At 69.9% G+C, this 24,424-nt stretch carries 20 protein-coding genes; 7 read left to right on the plus strand and 13 right to left on the minus strand.

Features of this window, described 5'->3' with window-relative positions:
* Positions 1-2: 2 nt before the first annotated feature.
* The gene (locus AB0E69_RS16495) at positions 3-620 is read right to left on the minus strand and encodes a hypothetical protein (RefSeq protein ID WP_360145517.1); all 618 of its coding nucleotides are present in this window, start codon (positions 618-620) and stop codon (positions 3-5) included.
* 275 nt (positions 621-895) lie between these two features.
* On the opposite strand from AB0E69_RS16495, the gene AB0E69_RS16500 reads away from it, so the two are divergent.
* The 3 genes from AB0E69_RS16500 to ispF are packed head-to-tail and all read left to right on the plus strand — an operon-like array spanning position 896 to position 2,564.
* Entirely contained in the window at positions 896-1,381 is a 486-nt protein-coding gene (locus AB0E69_RS16500) for a CarD family transcriptional regulator (protein ID WP_130446326.1), read from the plus strand.
* Positions 1,382-1,392: 11 nt separating this feature from the next.
* Positions 1,393-2,088 carry a 2-C-methyl-D-erythritol 4-phosphate cytidylyltransferase gene (ispD, locus tag AB0E69_RS16505; RefSeq protein WP_360145520.1) on the plus strand — a complete coding sequence of 232 codons (696 nt, stop codon included), beginning with the start codon at positions 1,393-1,395 and terminating at the stop codon, positions 2,086-2,088.
* A complete protein-coding gene (ispF, locus tag AB0E69_RS16510; protein WP_360145522.1) occupies positions 2,085-2,564 on the plus strand; it encodes a 2-C-methyl-D-erythritol 2,4-cyclodiphosphate synthase in 480 nt (159 codons plus the stop codon). Before ispD ends, ispF begins: the two co-directional genes overlap by 4 nt.
* Positions 2,565-2,586: 22 nt before the next feature.
* On the opposite strand, the gene AB0E69_RS16515 is transcribed toward ispF, so the two are convergent.
* A complete protein-coding gene (locus AB0E69_RS16515) occupies positions 2,587-3,570 on the minus strand; it encodes a nitrilase family protein (protein WP_360145524.1) in 984 nt (327 codons plus the stop codon).
* A gap of 71 nt (positions 3,571-3,641) precedes the next feature.
* On the opposite strand from AB0E69_RS16515, the gene AB0E69_RS16520 reads away from it, so the two are divergent.
* Positions 3,642-4,535: a LysR family transcriptional regulator gene (locus AB0E69_RS16520; RefSeq protein ID WP_360145526.1), complete on the plus strand. Its 894-nt coding sequence runs from the start codon at positions 3,642-3,644 to the stop codon at positions 4,533-4,535.
* On the opposite strand, the gene AB0E69_RS16525 is transcribed toward AB0E69_RS16520, so the two are convergent.
* From AB0E69_RS16525 to AB0E69_RS16545, 5 genes are read right to left on the minus strand one after another with little or no spacing between them, the layout of a single operon-like run.
* Positions 4,495-5,160, minus strand: coding sequence for a hypothetical protein (locus AB0E69_RS16525; protein ID WP_360145529.1), 666 nt, complete (start codon positions 5,158-5,160; stop codon positions 4,495-4,497). The genes AB0E69_RS16520 and AB0E69_RS16525 overlap by 41 nt on opposite strands.
* A complete protein-coding gene (locus AB0E69_RS16530) occupies positions 5,160-6,464 on the minus strand; it encodes a M1 family metallopeptidase (protein ID WP_360145532.1) in 1,305 nt (434 codons plus the stop codon). The genes AB0E69_RS16525 and AB0E69_RS16530 overlap by 1 nt, the downstream gene beginning before the upstream one ends.
* Complete coding sequence (locus AB0E69_RS16535) at positions 6,464-10,393, minus strand: Pls/PosA family non-ribosomal peptide synthetase (protein ID WP_360145535.1); 3,930 nt, start codon at positions 10,391-10,393, stop codon at positions 6,464-6,466. Before AB0E69_RS16535 ends, AB0E69_RS16530 begins: the two co-directional genes overlap by 1 nt.
* A 55-nt stretch (positions 10,394-10,448) precedes the next feature.
* Complete coding sequence (locus tag AB0E69_RS16540) at positions 10,449-10,994, minus strand: hypothetical protein (RefSeq protein WP_360145538.1); 546 nt, start codon at positions 10,992-10,994, stop codon at positions 10,449-10,451.
* 21 nt (positions 10,995-11,015) lie between these two features.
* Complete coding sequence (locus AB0E69_RS16545) at positions 11,016-11,252, minus strand: NAD-dependent epimerase/dehydratase family protein (protein ID WP_360145541.1); 237 nt, start codon at positions 11,250-11,252, stop codon at positions 11,016-11,018.
* Between the two features lie 82 nt (positions 11,253-11,334).
* On the opposite strand from AB0E69_RS16545, the gene AB0E69_RS16550 reads away from it, so the two are divergent.
* Complete coding sequence (locus AB0E69_RS16550; RefSeq protein WP_360145544.1) at positions 11,335-12,288, plus strand: AraC family transcriptional regulator; 954 nt, start codon at positions 11,335-11,337, stop codon at positions 12,286-12,288.
* A gap of 59 nt (positions 12,289-12,347) precedes the next feature.
* On the opposite strand, the gene AB0E69_RS16555 is transcribed toward AB0E69_RS16550, so the two are convergent.
* From AB0E69_RS16555 to AB0E69_RS16565, 3 genes are read right to left on the minus strand one after another with little or no spacing between them, the layout of a single operon-like run.
* Positions 12,348-13,121, minus strand: a complete 774-nt coding sequence (locus AB0E69_RS16555) for an FHA domain-containing protein (RefSeq protein ID WP_360145547.1) — start codon at positions 13,119-13,121, stop codon at positions 12,348-12,350.
* 3 nt (positions 13,122-13,124) lie between these two features.
* Positions 13,125-14,942, minus strand: a complete 1,818-nt coding sequence (locus AB0E69_RS16560; protein ID WP_360145550.1) for a protein kinase — start codon at positions 14,940-14,942, stop codon at positions 13,125-13,127.
* Positions 14,939-16,060, minus strand: coding sequence for a neutral zinc metallopeptidase (locus AB0E69_RS16565; protein WP_360145553.1), 1,122 nt, complete (start codon positions 16,058-16,060; stop codon positions 14,939-14,941). Before AB0E69_RS16565 ends, AB0E69_RS16560 begins: the two co-directional genes overlap by 4 nt.
* A gap of 67 nt (positions 16,061-16,127) precedes the next feature.
* Between AB0E69_RS16565 and AB0E69_RS16570 the strand changes: the two genes are divergently transcribed.
* The gene (locus tag AB0E69_RS16570; protein ID WP_360145556.1) at positions 16,128-17,828 is read left to right on the plus strand and encodes a DUF2207 domain-containing protein; all 1,701 of its coding nucleotides are present in this window, start codon (positions 16,128-16,130) and stop codon (positions 17,826-17,828) included.
* A 41-nt stretch (positions 17,829-17,869) separates the two neighbouring features.
* Here the strand turns inward: AB0E69_RS16570 and AB0E69_RS16575 are convergent, their stop codons facing one another.
* Positions 17,870-19,273, minus strand: coding sequence for a neutral zinc metallopeptidase (locus AB0E69_RS16575; RefSeq protein ID WP_360145559.1), 1,404 nt, complete (start codon positions 19,271-19,273; stop codon positions 17,870-17,872).
* 893 nt (positions 19,274-20,166) lie between these two features.
* On the minus strand, positions 20,167-21,150 hold the full coding sequence (locus tag AB0E69_RS16580) for a neutral zinc metallopeptidase (protein WP_360145562.1): 984 nt from the start codon (positions 21,148-21,150) through the stop codon (positions 20,167-20,169).
* Between the two features lie 207 nt (positions 21,151-21,357).
* Between AB0E69_RS16580 and AB0E69_RS16585 the strand changes: the two genes are divergently transcribed.
* Positions 21,358-23,049 (plus strand): DUF2207 domain-containing protein, encoded by a 1,692-nt coding sequence (locus AB0E69_RS16585; RefSeq protein ID WP_360145565.1) that lies wholly within the window; start codon positions 21,358-21,360, stop codon positions 23,047-23,049.
* Positions 23,050-23,123: 74 nt separating this feature from the next.
* Here AB0E69_RS16585 and AB0E69_RS16590 read toward each other — a convergent pair whose 3' ends face one another.
* On the minus strand, positions 23,124-24,416 hold the full coding sequence (locus AB0E69_RS16590; RefSeq protein WP_360145568.1) for a peptidase C39 family protein: 1,293 nt from the start codon (positions 24,414-24,416) through the stop codon (positions 23,124-23,126).
* Positions 24,417-24,424 lie beyond the last annotated feature (8 nt).

Raw genomic sequence — 24,424 nt, forward strand, 5'->3', positions numbered from 1 at the left:
AGCTACTCGGAAGCGTTCGGCGACGGGGAGTAGTGGTCGTCGGTGAGCACCGGGATGTAAGTGGTGATCGGGGCGGCCTGGCCGAACGTGATCGTCACGTTCACCATCTGACCCGGCTTCGCGCCGGTCACCGAGACCGCTGGGCCGTCGCCCTCCGCGCCCGGGGTCTCGCTGGACGACGGGGTGTCCGAGGCCGAGGGGGTCTCACTCCCGGTCGAGGCGCCGGCGCCCGGCAGCAGGACCGAGGTGTGCGGCTCCAGCTTCACCGGCTCCTTGAGCTCGCTGAACGTGACCGAACCCGGCGTCGGCTGGTCCGAGCCGGCCTGTCCGTCCTGCGTCCCGGCCGGCGCCTGGTCGAACTTGACCAGCGTCTCGGGGTTGTCGCCGGTGTTGACGACGACGCCGTGCAGCTCGCCCTTGCCCTCGGCATCGGCCAGCACCAGCAGGTTGCGCACCTTGATCGAACCGGTGTCCGCGTTGGTGCCCTCGGCGGCCTGGTACGGCTGCAGGGTCGGCGCATTGAAGCTCGCGCTGCACGCCGCCAGCGCGATACTGAGAGTGGCGGCGGCACCCGCCAGCGCAGTACGCCGGACGGACCGCGAGGACAACGTGATCGGCACTGGAATCCCTCTCGTGCAAGCTGTTTTCGCCACCGTGGGCACCGTCAGGCACGGGCCTCCGGCGGGCCAAAGCCTAGCCGCCACCGCTTCCCGACCGGACAGCGGCCCGCCCACGCCGGGGTGCCGAAGTGGTGTCCCCGGCAACGGCCCGCGCGCGTACGAGGCACGCCCGAGAGCGTTTGTCAAGGCACGAAGTGGCCCCTGACCAGCGCAAACGCCAGAACCGGACCATCCGCCGCGTGGTAGTATTGATCTTGGAAAGGGGCACTTCACACATGACTTTCACAGTCGGCGAGACGGTTGTTTACCCCAATCACGGAGCGGCCGTCATCGAGGACATCGAGACCCGTCAGATCAAAGGTGAGGACAAGACCTACCTGGTCTTGAGGATCGTCGCTCAGAACGACCTGGTCGTCCGGGTCCCCGCGTGCAACCTCGATCTCGTCGGCGTGCGTGACGTCGTGGATCAGGCCGGCCTGGAGCGCGTCTTCGACGTGCTGCGTGCACCGCACACGGAGGAGCCGACCAACTGGTCGCGTCGCTACAAGGCGAACCTGGAGAAGCTGCACTCGGGTGACGTGCTGAAGGTGGCGGAGGTCGTCCGCGACCTGTGGCGCCGGGAGCGCGACCGCGGCCTGTCTGCGGGTGAGAAGCGGATGCTGGCGAAGGCTCGCCAGATCCTCGTCTCCGAGCTGGCCCTCGCCGAACACACCAACGAGGACAAGGCCGAGGCCATCCTCGACGAGGTTCTCGCCTCCTAACCAGCGTCGGCATGAACAGCGCGGTCGTGATTCCCGCGGCCGGGTTGGGCCTGCGGCTGGGTGGTGAGACACCAAAAGCATTTCGAGAGGTCGGTGGCGACTCTCTGCTGGTCCATGCGGTGCGTGGGCTGAAGGCAGCGACCGCCGCCGGCCTCAGTTGTTTCGTGGTGGCAGTGCCACCCGGCGCCGAGGAAGCGGTCGGCAAGGAGTTGGCGCCGTACGTCGGTGACGCCCAGCTGCTGGTGGTTGCCGGGGGCGTCGAGCGGCCGGACTCGGTCCGCGCGGCGCTGGCCGTGGTCCCGGTCGACGGGATCGACTGCATCCTGGTGCACGACGCGGCCCGGGCGTTCGTCCCGGTCGCGGTGATCGAGCGGGTGGTCGCGGCGGTGCGGTCGGGCGCGCGGGCCGTCGTACCGGTCGTGCCGGTGACGGACACGATCAAGCAGGTCGGCCCGTCCGGTGAGGTGGTCGGTACCCCCGACCGGTCGACGCTGGTCGCCGTGCAGACCCCGCAGGGCTTCGCTCCCGACGTACTGCGGCGCGCCCACGCGGCCGGGCTCGTTGGCGCGACCGACGACGCGATGATGTGCGAGCGCCTCGGCATCACCGTGCAGACCGTCGAGGGATCGCCGGACGCCTTCAAGGTGACCCGCCCCCATGATCTCCTCTTGGCGGAAGCGTTACTGGCTGAGAGGCGACTGGTGTGATCGACGGCAGGATCCCGCGGGTGGGCAACGGTATCGACATCCATCCGCTGGAGGAAGGCCGTCCGATGTGGCTGGCCGGTCTGCACTGGCCGCAGGAGACGATGGGTGCCGCTGGGCACTCCGACGGCGACGCGGTCGCGCACGCGATCTGTACGGCGTTGCTCAGCGCGGCCCGGCTCGGCGACCTGGGCACGAACTTCGGCACCGACGATCCGGAGCAGAAGGGCGTGGCCGGGGTGACGCTGGTGTGGGAGACGGGTGAGCGCGTGCGCGGAGCCGGCTACTACATCGGCAACGTGACCGTTCAGGTCGTCTGCAACCGGCCCAGGCTCATGCTCCGCCGCCAAGAGGCCGAGAACGCCCTGACCGAGGCGCTGGGCGCCGAGGTCTCGGTCAGCGCCGCCACCAGCGACGGCCTGGGCTTCACCGGCCGCGGCGAAGGCATCATGGCCATCGCCACCGCTCTCATCTACTAGGCCGTGTCTGGTAGCTCCCCGCCTACTGCGCGGAGGTACCAGACACGGCCACTGGCTCGGTCGAGAACCGCGCGGCCCGGGGGTCGAGCTCGTTGCCCATCACCTGGGTGAGCAGGCCGTACAGCTCCGGTCGCCGCCCGCGCAGCCACCGCCGGCCGGTTGCCAACGGCACCAGCTCCAGGTCGAGGTCGCCGGTCACCACGGCCTCGTCCGGTACCGGGGTCTCGGCAACGATCCGGCCGTACGGGTCGAGGATCATCGCGTTCCCGGTCCGGAGCTCGTCGTCGTCTCGCCCGACCCCGTTGCTGAACAGCACGAACATCCCGTTGTCGTGCGCCCGCGCCGGCAGCCAGCGCATCAGCCAGCCCCGGCCGCTCGGCCCGTTGAACGCCGCTTCGACCGCGGCCGGATCCTGCTTCCGGTTGGCCCAGACCTCGAGCGGAATCGGCTTCATCCCATGCGGGCTCCGTGAGTTGGTCCCGCCGGTCTGGTGCGGTGCGATCAGGACGGTTGCGCCAAGCAACGCGGTGATCCGGACGTTCTCGACCAGGTTGTTGTCCCAGCAGATCAGCACGCCCGCGGTGAATCCCCACAGCGTCGCGAAGACCGTGTACGACGACCCGCTGGCGATCGCCTCGTGCTCGAACGCGTGCAGCTTGCGGTGCACGTGGACCGAGCCGTCCGGCAGGCACACGGCGTACGCGTTGAACAACTTGCCGTCGGCAAGCTCGAGGAAGCCGACGCCGAGACCCGCGTCCAGCTCGGCAGCCAAGGCACTGACGCGGCTGATCGACGGGCCGTCGGCCGGCTCCGCGAGCTGGTGCAGCCGCTCGGCGGTCTGCCGCCGGAGGTGCCAGTAGCCGAGCAGGCACATCTCTGGGAGGACGACCAGCCGGGCGCCGTCGGCGACCGCGTCCCGGGCCAGCCGCTCGACGGTCGCGAGGTTGAGGTCGGGGCGGTCCGGGGTCGGCTCGAACTGGACGACGGCAGCGCGGAAGAGGGTCATATCAACTATCGAATCGCCGAAGCATCCATGACGTCCAATAGCTGATTGACTTGATTCCATATCCTGGAGTTATGGATCTCCGTCTGCTCCGGGCGTTCGTCACCGTCGCCCGGCTGCGGACGTTCGGCGCCGCGGCCGAGGAGTTGTCCACCAGCCAGCCGGCGTTGACCAAGCAGATCCAGGTGCTGGAGCGTCGGGTCGGGACGGTCCTGTTCGTCCGCGGCCGGCACGGCGCCCGGTTGACTCCGGCGGGTGAGCTGCTGCTCGCTGACGCTCTGGAGTTGCTGGATCGGTCGGAGGCGTTCGAGCGCCGGGCCGCGCAGGTGGCGTCCGGGGTCGAGGGATCGCTGGCGATCGGGTTCGGCCTGTCGGGGATCGAGCTGGCACCGCGAGCGGTCGCACTGTTCCGGAGCCGCTGGCCTGGCGTGGCGATCTCGCTCGAGGACATGTCGTCGGCGGTCCAGTGCGAGCGGTTGCTGGCCGGCAGCCTGCAGATCGGCTTCGTGCGGCTCCCGGTGCCGGCGGGCCTCGAACACCTTCGGTTACGACGCGACCGGCTCGCCCTGGCCGTACCGGCCACCCAGGACCTCCCACGCGACCTGGCACGCTGGATCGACGCGCGCCCGCTGGTCCGCCTGACGCCATCCCGCGGGCCGGGGCTCACGGCCCAGATCAACACCCTGTACGCCGAGCTCGGTTGCCACCCGCAAGTAGTTCAGGAGTCCGGCGACCTGCAGACCGTGCTGGCGTTGACCGCGGCCGGCGCCGGACCTTCCGTCGTACCGCTGAGTGCCGAACGCATCGCGCCACCGGAGCTTCGGCTGGTCCCGCTTCCTGGTCGTGCGGCGACCTGGTGGACCGGAGCCGCCTGGTCGACCCGCACACCGCTCACCGAACGCTTCGTGAAGGCCGCGGCCGAGGTCGCTAGGGACCAGTCGAGAACGGCGGCTTCACCACGTGCTTGACCTCGCCGTGCAGCCGCTTGCGGTTGTACGCCGCGGCCGCAACGACGCCGGCGGCGCCGAGCAGACCGAGCCCTCCCCAGACGCTCTCTTTGGCGAGGTCCTCCTGACCGACGTACTGCGCCTGCAGGAGACCGTGTGGGTCGACGACAACGTCGACCTGCCCGCCCGGGAAGGTGTGCAGGCCGTGCTTGTGGAAGTCGTAGCTCTTGCGGCCCGGGCAGTCGGCGGTGAAGTCGGTCACCGCATGCCCGCGGTAGTCGCGGACCCGGCACTGGATGGTGTGGCCAACGAGGTGCAGCCCGATCGGCGTCGGCAGCATGAAGAACGGGACGGCAGCCATCCCGCACGCCGCGGCTCCGTAGTAGCTGAAGTTGCCGCCACCGAGCGTCGCCACGCCGAGGGCGAAGAACCCGACGCCAAGGACCAGCACGAGCACCGACAGCACGATGTCGTGCGGCGGGAGCGTGTTCAGCGCACTGGCCACCACGAACAGCGCCAGGCCGATCGCGAGGTTCCGCCACGTCGGACCCTTGGGCGACCCTGGCCGCCGCAAGTGCCGTCCGGCGACGATCATCACCACGATGATCAGCGTGACCCCGCCGACGAACTCGAGAAGGTAGCGCATCAACGCTTCCGCGGCAGCGGTGGCAGCTCGTACGAGTCGAGCCAGGCGGCGAAGAGGTGGCGGAGGGTCTCCTCGTCAGGGCTGAAGGTGGAGGCGAGGGCGATGAAGTCGGCGGTGGTCACCGAGCCGTGCCGGTGTGTCCTGGTCCAGGCGCGCAGCAGGTCGAAGAACGCGGAGTCGCCGAGGTGCTTGCGCAGTACGTGCAGGGTGATCGCGCCGCGCTTGTACAGGCGGTCGTCGAACATCAACTCCGGGCCGGGGTCCGACAGCATCAGGTCCTGCGGCAGCCCGCGCAGTCGCGAGTGAGCCTTCGAGACCTGCTGGTCCGCGCTGAGGCCGCCGGACGCCTCCGACCACAACCACTCGGAGTAGCAGGCGAAGCCCTCGTTCAGCCAGATGTGCTGCCAGTGTGCCGGCGTCAGGCTGTTGCCGAACCACTGGTGAGCCAGCTCGTGCGCCACCAGCCGCTCGGAGCCGCGCCGCCCGTCGACGTGGTTGCTCCCGAACACCGAAACGCCCTGCGCCTCCAGCGGGATCTCCAGCGGATCGTCGGTCACCACGACCGCGTAGGCACCGAACGGGTACGGCCCGAACAGCTCGCAGAACAGCTTCATCATGTCCTGCTGCCGCCCGAAGTCGTGCTTGAAGTCGCGTACCAACCGAGCCGGCAGCACGCCGCGCGTGGTCACGGGCGTGGCGGCGAGGTCGATCTCGTCGTAGCGGCCGATCTGCACGGTCGCGAGGTACGTCGCCATCGGCGCTGCCTGGTCGAAGACCCACGTCGTCCGGCTCGCCTTCACCCGGCGCGACATCAGCCGCCCGTTCGCGACCACCTGGTACGGCGAGTCGGTGGTGACCGTGATCCGGTAGTGCGCCTTGTCGCCGGGGTGGTCGTTGCACGGGAACCAGGTCGCCGCGCCGCTTGGCTGACTCGCGACGATCACGCCCTCGGTCAGCTCCTCCCAGCCGAGCTCGCCCCACGGGCTGTCCTCGGGCTTGGGATTGCCGGCGTACTGGATGTCGACCGCGAACTCGGAGCCGTCCGGGATGTTCGCGGTGATGTAGAGCTTGCCCGAGCGCTGCGTGTACCGCTGCGGGCGGCGGCCGTTCACCGCCACCTTCGACACCCGCAGTCCGGACAGGTCGAAGCTGAACCGGGACAGCGCCTCGGTGGCGTACGCCGTGATCGTTGCCTTGCCGCTCAGCCGGTTGCTGCTGACCCGGTAGTCGAGGTCCAGGTCGTACGACTCGACCTTGTAGCCGGCGTTTCCATGGGTGGGCACATAGGGGTCAACGTCAACCATCAGCCCTGCCAGGGACCGATCGGGTTCCCGGCCCAGCGCGTACCCGCCGGCACCCCTTCACCACGCATCACCAGAGACACCGGGCCGATGGTAGCTCCTGCTCCTACGCTCGCGGCCGGGAGGACGATGCCGTGCGGTCCGAGCGTTGCTCCGGGCCCGAAGGTGACTGTGCTCATGGAGAGAACTCGATCATGAAAAAGGTGCGTCTGCAGCACGCAGCCGCGATTCACCGTGGCGCCGTCGCCGAGGGTGACCAGGTCTGCCTCCGGCAACCAGTACGTCTCGCACCAGACGCCCTTGCCGATCTTGGCGCCGAGTGACCGCAGCCACAGGTTGAGCACCGGCGTGCCGGCCGCCGCGTTGGCGAACCAGGGCGCCGCGACCAGCTCGACGAAGCTGTCCACCACTTCGTTGCGCCAGACAAACGAGCTCCACAGCGGGTACTCGACCGCGCGCGTCTTGCCGACGATGACCCACTTCGCGACCGTCGCCATGCCGCCCGCGACCGCCCCGGCGGCCAGGATCACCGCACCGGACAGCAGCACCGCCGGCCACGGACCGAGCCAGATATCGAGCGCCTGCAGCGCGAGCAGTACGCCGAGCGCGATCAGGACCGTACACATCATCGGGACGAATCGGCACAGCTCGACCAGCGCCCGCGCGACCTTGAGCTTGAACGGCGGGTTGAACGTCCGGCTCTGGTCGCCCTCGACCGCCTGCCGGCGCAGTTTCACCGGCGGCGATCCGAGCCACGATGTACCGGCCTTGGACTTCTTCGGCGCGGCCGACAGCACCGCGACCAGGCCGTTCTTGGGCACCGAGCGACCCGGCGCGGTCATCCCGGAGTTGCCGAGGAAGGCGCGCTTGCCGACCTTCGCGCCGGCCACGTGCAGCCAGCCGCCGCCCAGCTCGTACGACGCGATCATCGTGTCGTCGGCGAGGAACGCGCCCTCGCCGACGGTCGTCATCTTCGGCAGCAGCAGGACCGTCGACGCCTCGACGTCCCGGCCGACCTTGGCGCCGAGCGCCCGCAGCCACCAGGGCGTCGCGAGGCTCGCGTAGAGCGGGAACAGCAGCGTCCGGGCGGTGTCGAGCAGCCGCTCGGTCGCCCACACCTGCCAGCCGATCCGGCTGCGCACGGGGTAGTGGCCCGGCTTGATCCCGATCCCGAGAAGCCGGACGCCGATCAGCGTGAGCACCGCGACGGTCGCGAATCCGACCAGCGTCATCAGCGGGACCGCGGACAGCGCCTTCAGCGACGCGTCGCCGAGCGTCCGCGTACCGCGCAGCGCGTGACCGAGTACTGCGAACGCAGCCGCCGCGGCCGCCACCGGGATCAGCGACATGATCGCGGACTGCACGCCGTACGCCGCCACCCACCAGGGCGCCCGCGCCGGGCGGTTCTCCGGCCACGGGTGCCGGGCCCGGCCGATCCTGGTCGCGGGCGAGCCGGACCAGCGCTCGCTCTCGGGGACCTTGCCGGAGACCGCCGAACCGGCCATGATCTCGGCGTTCCGGCCGATCTCGACGCCCGGCAGCAGCGTGCTGCGCGAGCCGACGACCGCCTCGGCGCCGACGGTGATCTGGCCGACGTGCAGCCGGTCGCCGTCGATCCAGTAGCCGGACAGGTCGACCTCGGGCTCGATCGACGCGCCCCGGCCCATGGTCAGCAGGCCGGTCACCGGCGGGAGGGTGTGCAGGTCGACGCCGCGGCCGATCTTCGCGCCGAGCGCGCGGGCGTAGTACGTGATCCAAGGCGCGCCGGCCAGGTTGGCGGCGCCGGCGGCGTCGGAGAGGTTCTCCGCCGCCCAGAGCCGGACGTGCACGTTGCCGCCGCGCCGGTAGACGCCGGGCTTCAGGCCGCGAAGCAGGATGCGGGCGCCGAGCACGGCGATGCCCATCCGGCCGGCGGGGGTGATGAGGATCAGCCAGCCGACCAGAATCCACCACCAGGACACGGTTCGCGCCCAGGGGAGCGGTTCGATCAGCTCGGCGAGCAGGTTGTTCAGTGTGAACAGGTAGACCAGCCAGCGGACACCGACAACGGTCTGCAGGATCAGCGTGAGCACGGTCTGCAGCACCTGCGTGCCAGCGGGCGTCGGCCGGATGTCGCGTAGCTCGACCGGCTCAGCGGTCACCGGCTGCGACTCGTCGAGACGGTTCGCGAGCGCGCCGAGGCGTGGGTACTCGTAGATGTCGCCGACGGTCACGTCCGGGTATCGCTCGCGCAGTGAGGACACGAGCTGAGCAGCTGCGAGGCTGCCGCCACCGTGAAGGAAGAAGTCATTGTCGGCCCCGGTGACCTTGGCACCAAGGACCTTGGTCCACCGCTCGGCCAGCCAGCCTTCGGTACCTCCGAGCTCGGCCGCTGGGCCGTCGCTGTCCATGCCGGGCAGCGGCCAGGGCAGGGCGTTGCGGTCGACCTTGCCGGAGGTCCTGGTCGGCAGGGTGTCCACGACGGCGATCAGCGGGACCAGTGCTGCCGGTAGTGCTTCCCTGAGCCGCTCGGTGGCTTTGGCGCTGTCGAAGGCGGTCGGCTCCTCCGGTACCACGTACCCGACGAGGAGCTGGTTACCTGCGGCGCTGTTGCGGACGGCGGCCGCGGCGCCGGAGATGCCGGGTAGCGCTTGCAGCGCCGCGTCGACCTCGCCGAGCTCGATCCGGCGGCCGCCGAGCTTGACCTGCTCGTCGGCACGGCCCTGGAACAGCAGGCCCTTCGGGTCGTAGCGGACCAGGTCGCCGCTGCGGTACGCGCGGTCCCAGCCGAGCGTGGGCATCGGCGCGAACTTCTCCGCGTCCTTGGCCGGATCGAGGTACCGGGCCAGACCGACGCCGCCGATGATCAGCTCGCCGATCTCGTCCTCTTGCACTTCGTTGCCCTGAGCATCGACCACGGCGAGATCCCAGCCGTCGAGCGGGAGACCGATCCGGACCGGGCCTTCGCCGGTCAGCTGGGCGGCGCAGGCGACCACGGTGGCCTCGGTCGGGCCGTAGGTGTTCCAGACCTCGCGGCCGTCCACCGCCAGCCGCTCGGCGAGCTCGGGCGGGCAGGCCTCGCCGCCGAAGATCAGCAGCCGGACCTGGTCGAGCGCGTCGGCCGGCCAGAGCGCGGCCAGGGTCGGCACGGTCGAGACGATCGTGATGCCTTGGGCAACCAACCACGGGCCGAGATCCATACCGGTCCGCACCAGTGAGCGGGGCGCCGGGACCAGGCAGGCGCCGTGCCGCCAGGCCAGCCACATCTCCTCGCAGGACGCGTCGAAGGCGACGGAGAGCCCGGCCAGGACGCGGTCGTCGGGGCCGATCGGCTCGCTCTGCAGGAAGAGCCGGGCCTCGGCGTCGACGAACGCGGCGGCCGAGCGGTGACTGACCGCGACACCCTTCGGTACGCCGGTGGAGCCCGAGGTGAAGATGATCCACGCGTCGTCGGTCGGCTCCGGGCCGCGCGTCTCGCGCGGTGTCTGCGCGGGGGACGGCGCGTCCATGCGGGCGCTGTACGGGTAGTCGAAGTACCCGTTGGCGTTGTCGTTGTCCATCGGCTCGGGCTGCGGGCGGGTGAGCGTGAGCGCGAGCTCGTCACCCACGGTCGCCGCGACGTCGGCCTCGCTGAAGACGAGATCGGCGCGCTCGTCCGGGTCGTCGGCGTCCACCGGGACGTACGCCGCGCCGGCCTGGAGGGTGCCGAGAATCGCGATGTACAGGTCGTTGTGCCCGGACGAGATCCGGACTCCGACCCGGTCGCCCGGGCCGATCCCCGCTGCGTTCAGCCGCTGGGCGAACTTGGTGGTCTGGGCCAGCAGTTCGCGGTAGCTCAGACTGACGCTGCCGTCGTCGAGGGCCGGCTCGTCCGCGAACCGCCCGGCCGTGTCCTCGAGGACATCCACCAACGTCCGCGACCGCGCCGCCAGCTCCCCGCGTCGCAACGTCACCCGCCGGATGATACGCCGCTCGGTTGCCGGTCAGATAACGGTGGAAGAACGCGAGTCATGTGTTCCACTGCGCGGTCGCGACGTACTGGGCGAAGGTCCGGGCCGGCCGGCCGAGCGCCTGGCGCACGTCGTCGGTCACGGTATCCGCGTGTCCGTTGGCGATTCCGGTCAGGATGCGGGTGAGGAGCTCGGCACCTGCCCGCGGTACGCCGTTGGCGACCTGCTGCTCGGTGTACTCGTCCGGATCGAGGTCGACGTACTCGACCTTGTGGCCCGTGGCGGTGATGGCTGCGGTCGCTTCCTTGAAGGTGATGGCGGTCGGGCCGGTGAGCGCGTAGGTCCGGCCGTGGTGGCGGTCTTCGGTCAACGCGGCGGTCGCGACGGCGGCGATGTCGTCGGCGTCGACGAAGGCAGTTCTGCCGTCGCCGGCGGGGAGTGCAAGGGTTCCTTGCTGGACGCTGGCGCGCCAAGGGCCTTCGCTGAAGTTCTGGGCGAACCAGTTGGGGTGCAGGACGGTCCAGGTGGCGTTGGAGTTGCGGACCGTCTGCTCGGCGGCATGCAGCGGGTGGTCGGCGTTGGCCGCGAGCGCGGCGGACAGCATGACGAGGCGTCGTACTCCGCTCTATAGCGCTAGCTCGATGAAGCGGGCCAGGCGGTCGCCGGCGCGGACGGTCGGCTCCATGACATAGGCGGCGGTGATGTTGTCGAGAGCAGCAGGCCAGGTGGTGGGGTGGTCGAGGTCGAGTGGTACGTCGCTGCCGGTGCGGGACGCCGTACGGACCTGGTGGCCGCTGGCCTTCAGTTGGTTGGCGATGCGGCGGCCAGTAGTGCCGGTGCCGCCAAGGATGAGAAACGTCATGGCTCGAGCCAACCGTGAGGTGGGCTGGACGATCCATGGGAGAACGTCGCCAATCCCTGGGTGATCGTCTAGCGTGGCCGGAGTGGACGTCCTCAGCGATCTGCTGCAACGAGCGCAGGCCGCGGACGTCGTGGTGCGTCAGATCATCGCCCGGCCGCCCTGGTCGGTGATGTACGCCGACGTACCGTCGCTGACGGTGGTGGCGACCCTCGGCGGCAGCGCGTCGCTCCGCACGGGTGACGGCGTACCTGTGTCGTTGGCGGCCGGGGACATCGCGCTGGTGTCGCGGGTCGACAGCTATACGGTCGCGGACTCTGCGGCGACGCCGGCGTCCTACATGATCCGCGGCGGGCGGAAGTACACGCTCGACGGCGAGCCGGTGGAGTGGAACGAGTACCTGGCGCCGCGCACGTACGGCGACGGGCTACCGGGTGCGACCACCATGGTCCGGGGCGCGTACGACCTGCGCGGTGATGTCGGCAAGCGACTGCTCGACCTGCTGCCACCGGTCGCTGTCGTCCCCGCAGCCGAGCAGACCCGTCCGGCGTTGGACATGCTCACGACCGAGGTAGCGCGCGAGGAGCCGGGACAGGACGCCGTACTGCGTCGGTTGCTCGACTTCGTGCTGGTGCTGGCACTCCGCGCGTGGTGCGCACGTCCGGAGGCGGAGCTGCCGTCCTGGTACCACGCACTCACCGCTCCGGCTGTCGGCGATGCGCTCCGCCAGATCCACGAGGACCCTGCTCGTCGCTGGACGGTCGCCGAGCTGGCCGCGTTGACCAACCTGTCCCGTGCCACGTTCGCCGCCCGCTTCACCACGCTGGTAGGCCAGCCGCCTCTCACCTACCTCACTGCCTGGCGCATGACGGTCGCCGCCGATCTCCTCCGCGACACCACGCAGACCATCGCCAGCATCGCCCGCGAGGTCGGCTACGACGACCCCTTCGCCTTCAGCACGGCCTTCAAACGCACCCACCACCAGTCACCGACCGAGTGGCGCCATGCGTCTGGTCTTCCGGTCAGACCGGGACGTTGATCGAGTTGTCGCGCGTCATGCCCGGACGGTAGGTCCGGTCGCCGGGGACCCCTCCCGAGCTAGCGATCCAGTACGTCGAGGTCCGCGGGTACCAGGGTCGTCGTCAGCAGGAGCGCTTTGAATAGGTTGTCGTTCAGGGCGTTGCCGACCGGTTCGCCGACCTCCTCACGAGTGAGTCCGGGTACGCCGTCCCGCGACAACCGGTTGCGGACGTTCGCCACCACGTGTTCGACCTTCTTTGCCGTCCAGCCCTCAGTGGGTCGCAGCTCGGCGAGCTGGTCGGCTGCCTGTCGCCAGGACAGCGGCAGCGGGTGCAGGTCGTGCAGCAGGTACCGCTGGCCCACCACAGTCAGTGCCAGTCGCTCGTCCGGGGACAGGAGCCACACGCGCGGCGGGTGCGTCGGGTCGCGGTGCCGGTGGACGGGCGGGGTCCCGCTGTCGCCGACGACGTACACCTCCAGCAGGTGCTCGCGTCCAGCGGAGCCCTGCACGAACAGTGGCGTGTACCCCGCGCCCAGCGGGACCGAGTCCTCTCCACCGAACAGCATCTGCTCGCGTGGGAACCGCACCGGCAGCCGGCCGGTGACAGCGACCCACCACTGCCCGTTCCGGAAGGTGATCGACCCGTGCAGACGGCTGACCCGCTGGTCGTCCTCACCGACGCACACATGCACCTCAGGCCGGTTCCGCCCGAACAGGACTGTCCGGTTCGGCGCCGGGTCAGCGGCCACTCCACCAGCAACGGTCAGCACGAACATGGTCCCGGTCTGCGCGGCCGGTACGCCGTACGCCAGGCTGCCCTGGTCCTGTGGGAGCTTCCGGATCTGGTCCATCTCTCACGCCTTCGGGAGCTTCAGCGCGGCGGCCTGCGCCAGCTTGGTGGCCAGCCCGCACAGCGATGCGGGCTTCGCTGGTCCGGCGACGCTCATGGTCACCAGCTCCACCGCATCCTGCCCGTTCGACTCGACGTACGTGCGGTAGACGATCACCACGGCACAGGTCTTCGGCCCGTCGTTCTCGTTCGACACGACCGCGGGCCGCCCGACCACGGTGGTCGGCGTCCCGTCCGACGCGTTCAGCGGCTGGCCCCGGTCGAAGTACAGGTCCACGGACTGGTTGCTGGTCGTGCTCTCCCAGCCGCACGACCAGTTCCCGAACGACGTGTCCGGGTGCGTGGCGTCGACTCCAGGGACCAGCTCGAGATCCTTGCTGTCCAGCAGCGTGCACGCGTTGACGTGCGCCAGCGAGGCGGCCGGTAGCGGCTCGGCGCGCCGGGGGATCGGCCCGGCCTTCAGCACGTTGATCGCCTTCTGCGTGACGGCGTCTGCCATCCCGCATACGTCCATGCCGGTCCCGTCGGTGTGCCGCGCCTGCACCTGGATCTGCGTACGGTCCGACAGCACCAGCACTCGCTCGCAGTCGTCGCCCTCGGACTTCTCCCGCGTCACCGTCCGCAGGTTGCCTGTGAACTTCTGCACGTCACCCCTGGGCGACAACGTGTTCGGCAGGTTCAGCTCGGCCCGTACGTCGACCTCCGCGCCCTTGCCGGTCACCACCACGTCGCACCGGTCGAAGTTCCCGTACGCCGGCTCGAACGTGGTCTGGCCGAACCGGCCCAACGCCTTGACGTCGATCAACGCGCACGGGTCCACGGTCAGCGGATCACCCACCGGCCCAGCCGGCGCACTCTGCGCCGTTTGCGCGGGCGTGCTCTGGGAGGGCGCGCTCTGTGATGGCGTGTTTTGTGGCGGTGTCGCATTCGGCTGGTCCGGGTCCGACAACACCTGCACCATTACGAGCGTGAGTACGACGGCCGCCGCCACCCCAGCCGCAGCGACCAGCGGCCACCGCTTCCGCCGGGTCTCCGGTGCCGCAGCCGCTGTACCGCCGAGTGCCGTGACCACCTCCGCCACCGACGGCCGGTCCGCCGGATCGACAGCCAGCATCCGGGTGATCAGCGGCGTCAGCTCACCACCCCGGCGCAGCGGCTCGATTTCGCCGCGCGCAGCCCTCCGCAGTACCACCAGCGGGTTTGGGTCGGTGCCGAACGGCGAGTGACCGTCCAGCGCCGCGTAGAGCACCGCGCCGAGCGAGAACACGTCCGACGCCGTGGTCGGATCATTGCCATTGGCAACCTCCGGCGCGAGGTGCGCCGGCGTCCCGACGGTCGAGCTGTCCGTCAGCGTTGGGTCGCCCCACAGTTGGCGCGAGATGCCGAAGTCGGCGAGCTTCGCCGTACCGTCCGCGGTCACCAGCACGTTGGCCGGCTTGAGGTCGCGGTGGATGATGCCGGCCGCGTGCACGGCCTGCAGCGCCGACGCGATCTGTACGCCGATCCGCGCGACCTCAGCGGGTGGGAGCGTGCCCAGCTGGTCCAGGCTGCGCGACGGCACGTACTCCAGCACCAGCCAGTGCTCGTCGCCGTCCTGCACCACGTCGAAGATCGTCACCACGTGCGGGTCGTGCACCCGGGCACCGGTCCGCGCCTCGCGACGCAGCCTGCGGCCGTCCGGGTCGTCCACGCCGGGGTGGGCGCGCTTCAGGGCCACTACGCGGTCCAGCTGCTGGTCGTGGGCGCGCCAGACCGAACCCATCCCGCCCGAGCCGAGCGGTTCCCCCAACAGATAGCGCCCCCCGATCAGGCGGTCGCTCACTTCACCAGGTCGGCCGACACCGCGAAGGTGTTGCACGCCTTGTTGGCACCGATGTTGAACCCGTTCTGGATCCAGAAGCCCTGGCTGGTGGCCAGACCGTGGGTCCGTTCGTCGGGTGGCGTGTCCGGCGTCTCACCGAAGCTGTTGCTGGACTGCTCCTTGAACTCGTCCAGGCGGTTGGTCAACGGGTACGACTTCTCGACCGCCTTGCTGAACACGCCGCCGAAGCAGGAGGCCTGCAGCTCGTTACGGCGCGAGCTCTCCAGCTTCTGGTCCGGGTGGTCCTGGAGGTAGACGTTCCGGGCGTAGAACAGCCCGCTGACGCCCTGTACGTGGTGGCCGTACTCGTGCGCGATCGTCATCAGGTACGCCAGGTCCTCCTTCGGCCCGAACGCCCGGTTCATCTGCTTCACGTCGGTGTACATGACCTGGTTGCCGTAGCAGTAGAACGCCAGCACCCGTCCGGACAGCGGCTGGAAGTCCCCGCACGGCGTACTGACCGGCTTGTCGAAGACGACCAAACCCGGATCGGGCTTGTCCTGGCCGAGCTGGTGGAAGATCGGCCGCCAGGCGTCGTTCAGGCACTTGAACAGCTTCTGGTAGTAGACCTTCTGGGCGGCCAGGCTGCCGTCGGCGAGGTTCGCCGCCGGGCAGTTCTGCTCCGCGAGCGGTCCGGTCTGGTAGACGTCCGCGTTCAGCAGGAAGTCCTCGGCCGTGCCCTGCTGCGGGTGTGTGGTCGCCGTCGGCACGATCGTCGGCCCGGTGACACCGGGCTGGGCGGTGTCTTCGGTGCTGTGGTTGCCGAGCAGCGCGCTGGTCACCGCGATCGTCACGCCGAGGAAGATCAGCAGGACGAAGCCGAACATGATCAGCCGGAGCGGCCCGCCCCGCCGGCGCGGCGGCTGGAACCCGTTGAACTGGCCAGGACCGCCGTAGTACGGCTGCTGACCCCACTGGCCCTGGTACTGCGGCTGCTGGCCGAACTGACCCTGGCCAGGTTGCGGGAGCCGGTCCTGCTGCGCCGGCCACGGCGTGGCCTGGGGCGGTGGCAGTACTCCCGGGGGCGGTCCGGGCGGGGGTCCCTGGCGAGGGCCGCCGTACCCGTACGGGCTGCTCACAGGTCTGGCCTCCAGCGTCAGTCGGTCGAGTTCGCTGCACGAACCGGCACGAGACTACTCTCGACCCATGTCACCGAAGCGCCGACTCCTTCCGGCTGCCCTGCTGATGTCCTTGACCGCCCCGCTCGCCACTCTGTTCGTTGCCATCGGCACACTGCCCGCCCAGGCCGCCGACGACCAGATCACCGCGTACTCCGCCGAGGCGACGCTGACCAAGGACGGCAAGCTGCAGGTCAAGGAGACGGTCGACCTGACCGCAGGCGGCTCGACCTTCAGCCGCACGCTGGCGACCCGGGTCCGGTCCGACGCCGAGCGGGACCGCACGTACGACCTGACCGACGTGTCGGCGACGGTGAACGGACAGCCGGCGCAGGGCTTCGACAACGCCAAGACCGACGACGGCCGCAAGCTGACGCTGAACGTCTCCGGCCAGTCGAAGATCGTCTACAGCTACACGGTGGACAACGTGGTGGCCGACTCCACCGAGGGCCGCGAGGTGAGCTGGCCGGTCGTGCAGGGCTTCGGTGTCTCGCTGCCGAAGGTCAATCTGACCGTCAACGTGCCGTTCGCGACGTGGGTGACCTGCTTCGCGGGCCGGACCGGCTCGAGCATGCCGTGCACCTCGTCGCAGTTGGCCGAGTCCGCGGCGCTGCAGATCGAGCAGAACGGCGTACCGGCGGCCGGGCGGGTGACGTTCCTGGTCGGGCTGAGCGACCAGGCGACGGTCAAGCCGAACGCCCAGTTCGCGACCCGGTGGACGCTGGGGCACGCGTTCACGGTCGACTCGAGCACCGTCGGCCTGGCCGTGATCGTCTTCGGCCTCGGACTGCTCGGCGCGGTCGGGCTGTGGTTCTTCCGCGGCCGCGACGCCGGCAAGGTGGGCGAGGCCGCTCCCGAGCGCCCGGTGCTGGAGGGGACCGACGGGCCGCAGTTCGCGGCGCCGGACGGCATCCGGCCGGGGCAGGTCGGCACGGTGGTGGACGAGACCGCCGACGTCGTCGACATCACCGCGACGCTGCTGGACCTTGCCGTGCGCAACTACCTGACCATCGTCGAGCTGCCGCGCGAGTCACACTTCGGCAAGCTGGACTGGGAGCTGCGGCGCATGCACCAGGGCGGCCCGGAGCTCTTGCCGTACGAGAAGGCGCTGCTGGACGCGCTGTTCGCCGACGGCGACTCCGTGGTGGTCTCCGCGCTCGGCCCTTCGCTGCGGCCGCGGCTGAACCTCGTCCGCGAGCAGCTGTACTCCGACGTCGTCGCGCAGGGCTGGTTCAACAGCCGGCCGGACGCTGTCCGGAACCGGTGGACCACCGCTGGCGTGGTGCTGCTCGCGGCAGGCGTCGTACTGACCGTCGTGCTGGCCATCGTGAGCAAGTACGGGCTGGTCGGCTTCGCAGTAATGGGAGCCGGTCTGGCGCTTGCACTGGTCGGCCAGGCTGCGCCGGCGCGCACCGCGCGGGGTGCGGCCGTGCTGGGACGGGTCGCCGGGCTGCAGCACTACCTGGCGAACGAGACGTCCGCCAACCTGCCGGAGAGCCACCGGCTCGAGTTCGCATCCCGCTGCCTGCCGTACGCCGCTGTGCTCGGGCTGACCGAGAAGTGGGCGCTGGAGATCGCCGCCACCGATGACGACGACGACCCGGACGCGGGCATCGGCTGGTACTCCGGTCCGGAGAACTGGCACCTGTCCGACATCGGGGAGTCGCTGAGCAACTTCGTCACCTCGTTCGGTGGTTCGCTGACCACCGCCCGGCGGCTCTTCGGCTGAGCCGGAAGAGCCGCCTGGACTGGGGACAGTGTCAGTCCAGGTCAGTTGACCCGGATGTCGGCTGCGGTGAAGGTGTTGCAGGAGTTCGGCTTCTTGCTGTTGAAGCCGGTGATCGACCACTGGTAGTTGCTGACCCGGTTGCCGTGGTCGTGGATCCGCGGCCGGGAGTAGTCGTCGCCGGTGTGCGCGATCAGGAACTTCCAGCTGTCCAGCAGCGGGCCACGCATCGGGGTGAACGCCGCGTTGGCGCCGAGGTACACCGCGCCCAGGCAGGTCGCCTGCAGCTCGCGCCGGCGGCTCTCCTGCAGCTTCAGGTTCGGCGCCAGGTTCTGCTGCCGCGACAGCGACGCCGCCAGGATGCCGGTCAGCTTCTGGACGTGGTGGCCGTACTCGTGCGCGAACGTGTTCAGCATCAGCGCCCGGGCGTACACCGGGTTGGACCGGTAGTACGCGTTGTCGATCGCGAACGGGACGTAGATGGTCTCGTTGACACCGCAGTACGACGCGCGCACGCTGCGCTGGACACCGCACGGGGTCGCCAGCTTGCCGACGTACACGAGCGCCTTCGGGTTGCGGTACGGCAGGTTGACCTTCTTCAGCGCCAGCCACCAGGAGTGGTTGAGGCAGGGGAGCAGGTGGTTGTAGTAGACCTGCGCTGCCGGGACGTTGACCGGGGCGTACGGCGGCTCGACGCACTTCGACGCGGCGACCGGACCGATGCTGTAGAGCCTGCTGGCCTTCACCACCTCGTCGACGGTGGGTCCGCGCGGGGTGCTCGGGGTCGGGGCGCTGGACGGGCTCTCGGAGGGGGATGAGGACGGGGTCTCCGAGGGCTGGGTCGTGGGGGTGGTGTTCGCGGTCGGTGTGTCCTTGCCGGTGTTCCGGACGAGCAGGGTGATGCCGGTGCCGACGATCAGTACTGCGAGCACGACCAGGCCGATGAGCAGGCCGAGCGGGGTCTTGCGCGGCTTCCGCCTGCGCGCGCCGCCGGGTGGCTGCGGGATGGGGATCGGCGGGTACTGCCAGTTCGGCGACTGCTGGACCGGTTGGCCCATCGGGCCCAGCTGGTTCGGTCCGCCTCCGGGTGCGGCAGCGTGGCGGGGGCCGCGCTGCTGCTGTTGCTGGGGTGGGAGGGCGTTGCTCCACGGGCTGACCGGTTGCTGCGGGGGCTGGTTGGCGGAACCCCACAGGTAGGAGCCCTCGGAGAGCGGTCCGCTCTGCTGCCGAGGCGGCGCCGACTGCTGAGGCGACGTCTGCCAGGCACTCGACGCCGACCGATCGGTCGGCCGCTGCTGCGGCTGCTGTGGTGGCTGGCCTGGTGCTGCCCACGGCGACTGCGAGCCTGGGCCGGACTGCGGCGGCCCCTGCCGCGGCGGCCCCGACTGCCCCCGCGACGACGGACCCACTTGACCGGCACCGGACGCACCCGCCTGAGCCCCCGTCATGCCAACCCAGGACTGCCCCGAAGAAGGCGCAGGCCGCGAACCGCCTTGCGGCGAACCTCCCGGCGCCGACCCCGGCGCCGAACCTCCCGGCGCTGAACCACCCGGGGTGGAACCGCCGGGGAAACCGGCCCGTGCAGACCCACCTGCCGACCCGGCTTGTGCGGGACCGCCTGGCGACCCGGTCTGTGCGGACCCATCCGCTGGCCCGGCCTGTGCAGATCCTCCTCGTGACCCGGCCGGCGTGGCCGCGCCTCGTGGCCCGACTTGTGCGGACCCACCTGCTGAACCGGCCTGGGTGGGGCCGCCTGGTGAGCCGGCTTGTGCCGGTCCGCCTTGCGACCGTGTGGGACCTGGCTGGTGCTGTGTCGGTGCTGCCTGCGGCGGGACTGCCTGGCCGCCCTGGCCCTGAGGCGGGCGGGTCGGCGCCTGGCCTGCTTGTGCCTGGGGCGTGCGGTTGGGGGTTGGTTGGTCGGGGTGTTCGCGGCGGGTGGGGTCCCAGCCGCCGGCGAACCAGTTGTTGTCGGGGCGGCCGGGGGGCGTCGGGTTCTGGAACTCGCGCTTCGCCTCGGCCTCACCGACCCACCACTGCGCGGACCGGCCGCCCGCCTCGTCCCCACCAGCACCTGCCTCAGCACCTGAGGAGCGGTCCGGCTCCGGGCGCTCGGGAACACGCTCCGGGGGTACGCCGGGCTGACTGTCGTCAGCCGGGGTGGGCCCCGGTGGCTGGTTCCTGTTGTCCGACATCGAAACTCCTCACGACCATGCTGGGTGGTGCCATGCTGTCTGTAGTCGGGGCGCCGAAGCCGCCTCCCCCGGGACATACTTTGCGTGATCCGGACCCACCAGGCTAGTTACACCGGCCATTCGTCTCGAAGTGGACCAGTTCCACGTCCTCAACTGACTTTGGCGGGCCCGGCCGACCACGTGTTGCAGCTCGCCGGGTTCCGGCTGGCGAACGCGGCCCGGCTCCACATGCCGTGATTCTTCGGTGTCCCGTGGTCGGGCGGGTACGGCGGCCGGTCGCCCGAGTTGTTCACGTCGTACAGCCACATCTGGTAGGCGTATCCGCTGATCGGCAGGCTGTTCCGGTTCGCGCCGAGGAACACGTTGCCCAGGCAGGACGCCTGCAGCTCGAGCCGCCGGCTCAGCTGGTACGTCAGCGCCTTCGAGTTCGACTTGTAGTACAGATTCGTGTACGCGCCGCCGATACCAGTCATCCACTGGACCGAGTGCGCGTACTCGTGGGCCACCGTGAACGCACCGTTCATCCGGGCCAGCGCCGGGTTGCTCCGGAAGTCGATGTCGTAGGTGGCGTTCATGTAGATGACGTGGTTGCCACCGCAGTAGAAGGACCGGTTGGTGTCGATACCGCACGGTGAGGAGGTCGTGCCGGCATAGATGACCATCCCCGGTGACCGGAAGCGTCCGCCTGACGCGGCGACCGCTCTCGGCCACGCACGGTCCAGGCACGCCTTCACGACCTTGTAGTACGCGAGTGCGGTCGAGCCGCCGGCGCCAGGCGAGCTCTTGGCCAGCTTGCAGTTCACCGACCGCATCACACCGGTCTTGTAGAGCCGGCTGGTCGCGTTGTACTTCGCTGGGTTGGTCTCCGACAGCGGCCGCGGTGGCGGCGTGTACGACGTGGTCGACGGCGTCGCGTAACTCGTGGTCGGGAACGGTCCAGGCTTCGTTGCCGACGTAGCCGTCGGAACAGTCTCGGTCGCCGAGGTCGTTGCCGCCGGCTCGGCGACCGCCGGACCGCCGCTGTGCGCGAGCTTGACCGCGATCAACGCACCGCCGACGAGCAGTACGCCGAGGATGCCGACGACGAGCAGGGCTTTGCCCGCGCCGGACTTCCGCGGGCGTTGCGGTGGCATCGGGCCCCAGCCGTACTGCGGGCCTGGTGGCGGAGCGTAGTACTGCTGCGGGGGAGGCGGCGGACCACCGTAGTACCCAGGTGGCGGGCCCTGCTGCGGCGGGGGACCGAATTGGCCGGGGGGCGGTCCCCATTGGTTGCCTGACACTCCGCAGACGCTATCGTGCCCGGTGTCAACCTGACCCTCTTTCTACGGTGTGATTGGGCGATGCGTCTACGTCTGCTCGGGCTCTCCCTGTGTGCCCTCGGCCTGCTCGGCCTCTCGACTGTCCCGGCCTCCGCAGCCACCGCGGCCGGTGCCGGTACGACAGCCGACCCGGTGGTGACCAACTACGACAGTCAGGTTCGGGTCGAGCGGGACGGCCTGCTCCGGGTGACGGAGACCTGGAAGCTCAGCAACGTGAACGGGACCTTCACCCGCTTCCTGGTCACCCGCGACCACCTGCCGGACGACATCGACCACGTGCAGCAGATCGGTGACGTCGCGGTCAAGGTCGGCGGCCAGGACAAGCAGCCGACGGTCAAGACCGACGGTGACGTCACCTCGATGGCGATCGACAGCATCAGCGGCACCACCACCCAGCTGGACATCAGCTACACGGTCAAGGGTGCGGTGGCGAAGACCCTGAACGGCACCGAGATGCAGTTCAGCCCGCTGTCCGGGATCAACCTGGCCGTCCAGGACGCGAACATCCTCTACAGCACCCCCAGGGTCTCGCACGTCTCCTGCTTCGCCGGGCCGATGGACAACACCCCGTGCACGTTGGCGCAGATCGGTGAGACGGCCGGACCGACCTTCGAGCAGCAGGGGCTGCCGCCCGGCAACACGATGCGGATGACGATCGGCTTCCCCGACGGCGAGATCGCGGCGAACTCGATCGTCGAGTACCGGCACACCGTCAAGCGGGCCTTCTCGACCGACGCCGCGCAGCTGATCACCGCGCTGGCGGTGCTGCTGCTCGGTGCGATCGCGCTGCTCGTGCTGTACCGGCTGCGCGGCCGGGACCAGGTCGACCCGCGGCGCGTCGTACCGGCGTCGCTGTTCAGCCTCGGCACCGACGCGAAGATCGACTTCACCCCGCCGTCCGACCTGCGGCCCGGCGAGGTCGGCACGCTGATCGACGAGCGGATCGACCCGGTCGATGTCACCGCGACGATCATCGACCTGGCCGTCCGGGGGCACATCACGATCGTCGAGCAGGACCACTCGACCGAGTACGCGCGCCCGGACTGGGAGCTGCGCCGGGTCTCGAACGCGCCGTCCGAGGAGCTGCAGCGCTACGAGAACGTCCTGATCCGCGCGATCTTCGGCGACTCCGACTCGGTGCTCGTCTCCGAGCTCGGCAAGCAGGTCCGCGCCAACCTGGCCCAGGTGCAGGACGCGCTGTACGACGGTGTCGTCAAGCGCGGCTGGTTCAACGAGCGCCCGGACCGCACCCGATCGCTGTGGGCCACGATCGGCATCGCCACCACGGTGGTCGGCGTCATCGCGACTGTCCTGCTGGCGCTGCTGTCCACCTGGGGTCTGCTCGGTATCGCCATCACCCTGGTCGGTGTGGGCCTACTCGTCGTCGGCCGCTACATGCCGGCCAAGGCACCGGCCGCCGGCCGGGTGCTCGGCCAGGTCGCCGCGATCCGCGGTGAGCTGCTGGAGATGGACGTCAGCGAGCTGCCGATCGACCAGCACGCCGAGCTGTGCTCGCGCGCTCTGCCGTACGCCGTGGTCCTGGGCGGATCGGAGCGCTGGATCGACGCGCTGGTCGCCACGGACAGCACGCCGGACGAGGAGGACGAGGGCTTCACGTGGTACCGCGGTCCGCGCGGCTGGCACCTGCAGTACCTGCCGGACTCGCTCCGCAACCTCACGACGAACCTGACCGGCGCACTGTTCGCACGCTAGAGCTCACAACAGCCCAGTAGAGCTGTAGAACAGGGCCCGTCCTGCCGCCCCGGCGGGACGGGCCCTGTCGTCTGTTACCAGTTGTGCTGCGGACCAACCGGCCCCGGCAGCGCCACACCCTCAGGGTGGATCACGTACACCAGTCCACCCGAGTGCGGCACCCATGCGTTCTCGAACGCGGTCCGGTCGTAGGTCGTCCGTACCTGGTCGTTGCTGGGGATCAGGTGCGACGCAGGGTCGTTCACCACCACGTTGCCGGCCTGGTCGAAGCCGACGATCACCATCAGGTGCCCGTTGGTCCCGTAGCCCGCACCGGGCAGGTCACCCTTCTTGAACGACAGCGAGGCGACCAGTGGGATCCCTGCCTTGATGAACTGCTCCGCCTCGGTCAGCGACCGCAGCCGGGTGATGAACCCGTCCACACCACGCGAGCCGGCGTACGCCGTGTTGAACGGCCAGTTCCCGGCGCCGTCGTACGAGTAGTCGAAGACCGACCGGGCGGAGTGGTCCACCTGTGGATCGCTGTAGGACGGGTCGACCCACGCTGTCTCGGTCGAGGACGGGCCGGCGCCCCAGTAGTCGAGCACCATCGCGGTCGAGGTCGCCGAGCACCAGGCCTCGCCACCACCGTCCCACTGCGGGTACTGGCCGATGTGCGTCTCCTGCGAGTACGCCGGAACGTCGAGAGTGATCCCCTCCGCGCCACCAAGGGGGCTCGCGGCAACCTTCTTGTCGGACGGGAGGCGGGAGGCCATCGCGCCGACGGACCGGACCACCGGCGCCTGCGTCGTCCCGCTCAGCCGGTACAGGGTGACCTTGAGCTGCCAACGGTCCAGCCAGTGCCCGGTGGCGGCCTGGAAGGTGTCGACGGCAACGGATCCGTTCGCGTCGCCCTGGCTCGGCACCGAGGTGCGGTGGATGTCGCCGGCGGCCGTGTCGTCGCCACTGGTCCAGCGGCCCAGCACGTACCACTTGGTGGTGGCACCGGTGTCGGTGACGCCGGCCATCGACACCTCGACCCAGGTGCCGGGCGGGGTGGTGGCGTTCCAGGACGCGACCAGCTCGGTCAGTCCGAAGCCGGTGCTGACGTGCGGTGAGATCCAGCTGGTCTGGTCGTAGCTCTTGGCGGTGCCGTCCCCGAACGGATCGACGTACGACGTGGTACCGGTCGACGTACCGAAGGTGAGGGCGCCGTCGGTGACGGTGGTGCCGTACTGGGCACCGGTGAGGAAGTCGGAGGTCGACGTCCACGTGCGGTAGGCGATCTCCCGTGCTGGGGCGACCTTGACGGCTTCGCTGGGGAGCGTGCCGGTGCTCAGCACGACCGCGCCGACGAGCAGGGCGGTAACGGAACGGGCGGTGGTCATCCTTCGAC

The sequence above is a fragment of the Kribbella sp. NPDC026611 genome, from assembly GCF_040638345.1.
Classification (GTDB): domain Bacteria; phylum Actinomycetota; class Actinomycetes; order Propionibacteriales; family Kribbellaceae; genus Kribbella.

What these genes read in the sequence shown, in the direction of transcription:
- AB0E69_RS16570 (WP_360145556.1), top strand. Translation starts at nt 16,128, where the DNA reads ATGTCACCGAAGCGCCGACTCCTTCCGGCTGCCCTGCTGATGTCCTTG.
- AB0E69_RS16520 (WP_360145526.1), top strand. Translation starts at nt 3,642, where the DNA reads ATGGATCTCCGTCTGCTCCGGGCGTTCGTCACCGTCGCCCGGCTGCGG.
- AB0E69_RS16590 (WP_360145568.1), bottom strand. Translation starts at nt 24,416, where the DNA reads ATGACCACCGCCCGTTCCGTTACCGCCCTGCTCGTCGGCGCGGTCGTG.
- AB0E69_RS16515 (WP_360145524.1), bottom strand. Translation starts at nt 3,570, where the DNA reads ATGACCCTCTTCCGCGCTGCCGTCGTCCAGTTCGAGCCGACCCCGGAC.
- AB0E69_RS16545 (WP_360145541.1), bottom strand. Translation starts at nt 11,252, where the DNA reads ATGACGTTTCTCATCCTTGGCGGCACCGGCACTACTGGCCGCCGCATC.
- AB0E69_RS16585 (WP_360145565.1), top strand. Translation starts at nt 21,358, where the DNA reads ATGCGTCTACGTCTGCTCGGGCTCTCCCTGTGTGCCCTCGGCCTGCTC.
- ispD (WP_360145520.1), top strand. Translation starts at nt 1,393, where the DNA reads ATGAACAGCGCGGTCGTGATTCCCGCGGCCGGGTTGGGCCTGCGGCTG.
- AB0E69_RS16500 (WP_130446326.1), top strand. Translation starts at nt 896, where the DNA reads ATGACTTTCACAGTCGGCGAGACGGTTGTTTACCCCAATCACGGAGCG.
- AB0E69_RS16555 (WP_360145547.1), bottom strand. Translation starts at nt 13,121, where the DNA reads ATGGACCAGATCCGGAAGCTCCCACAGGACCAGGGCAGCCTGGCGTAC.
- AB0E69_RS16540 (WP_360145538.1), bottom strand. Translation starts at nt 10,994, where the DNA reads ATGCTGTCCGCCGCGCTCGCGGCCAACGCCGACCACCCGCTGCATGCC.
- AB0E69_RS16530 (WP_360145532.1), bottom strand. Translation starts at nt 6,464, where the DNA reads ATGGTTGACGTTGACCCCTATGTGCCCACCCATGGAAACGCCGGCTAC.
- AB0E69_RS16575 (WP_360145559.1), bottom strand. Translation starts at nt 19,273, where the DNA reads ATGACGGGGGCTCAGGCGGGTGCGTCCGGTGCCGGTCAAGTGGGTCCG.
- AB0E69_RS16525 (WP_360145529.1), bottom strand. Translation starts at nt 5,160, where the DNA reads ATGCGCTACCTTCTCGAGTTCGTCGGCGGGGTCACGCTGATCATCGTG.
- AB0E69_RS16580 (WP_360145562.1), bottom strand. Translation starts at nt 21,150, where the DNA reads ATGCCACCGCAACGCCCGCGGAAGTCCGGCGCGGGCAAAGCCCTGCTC.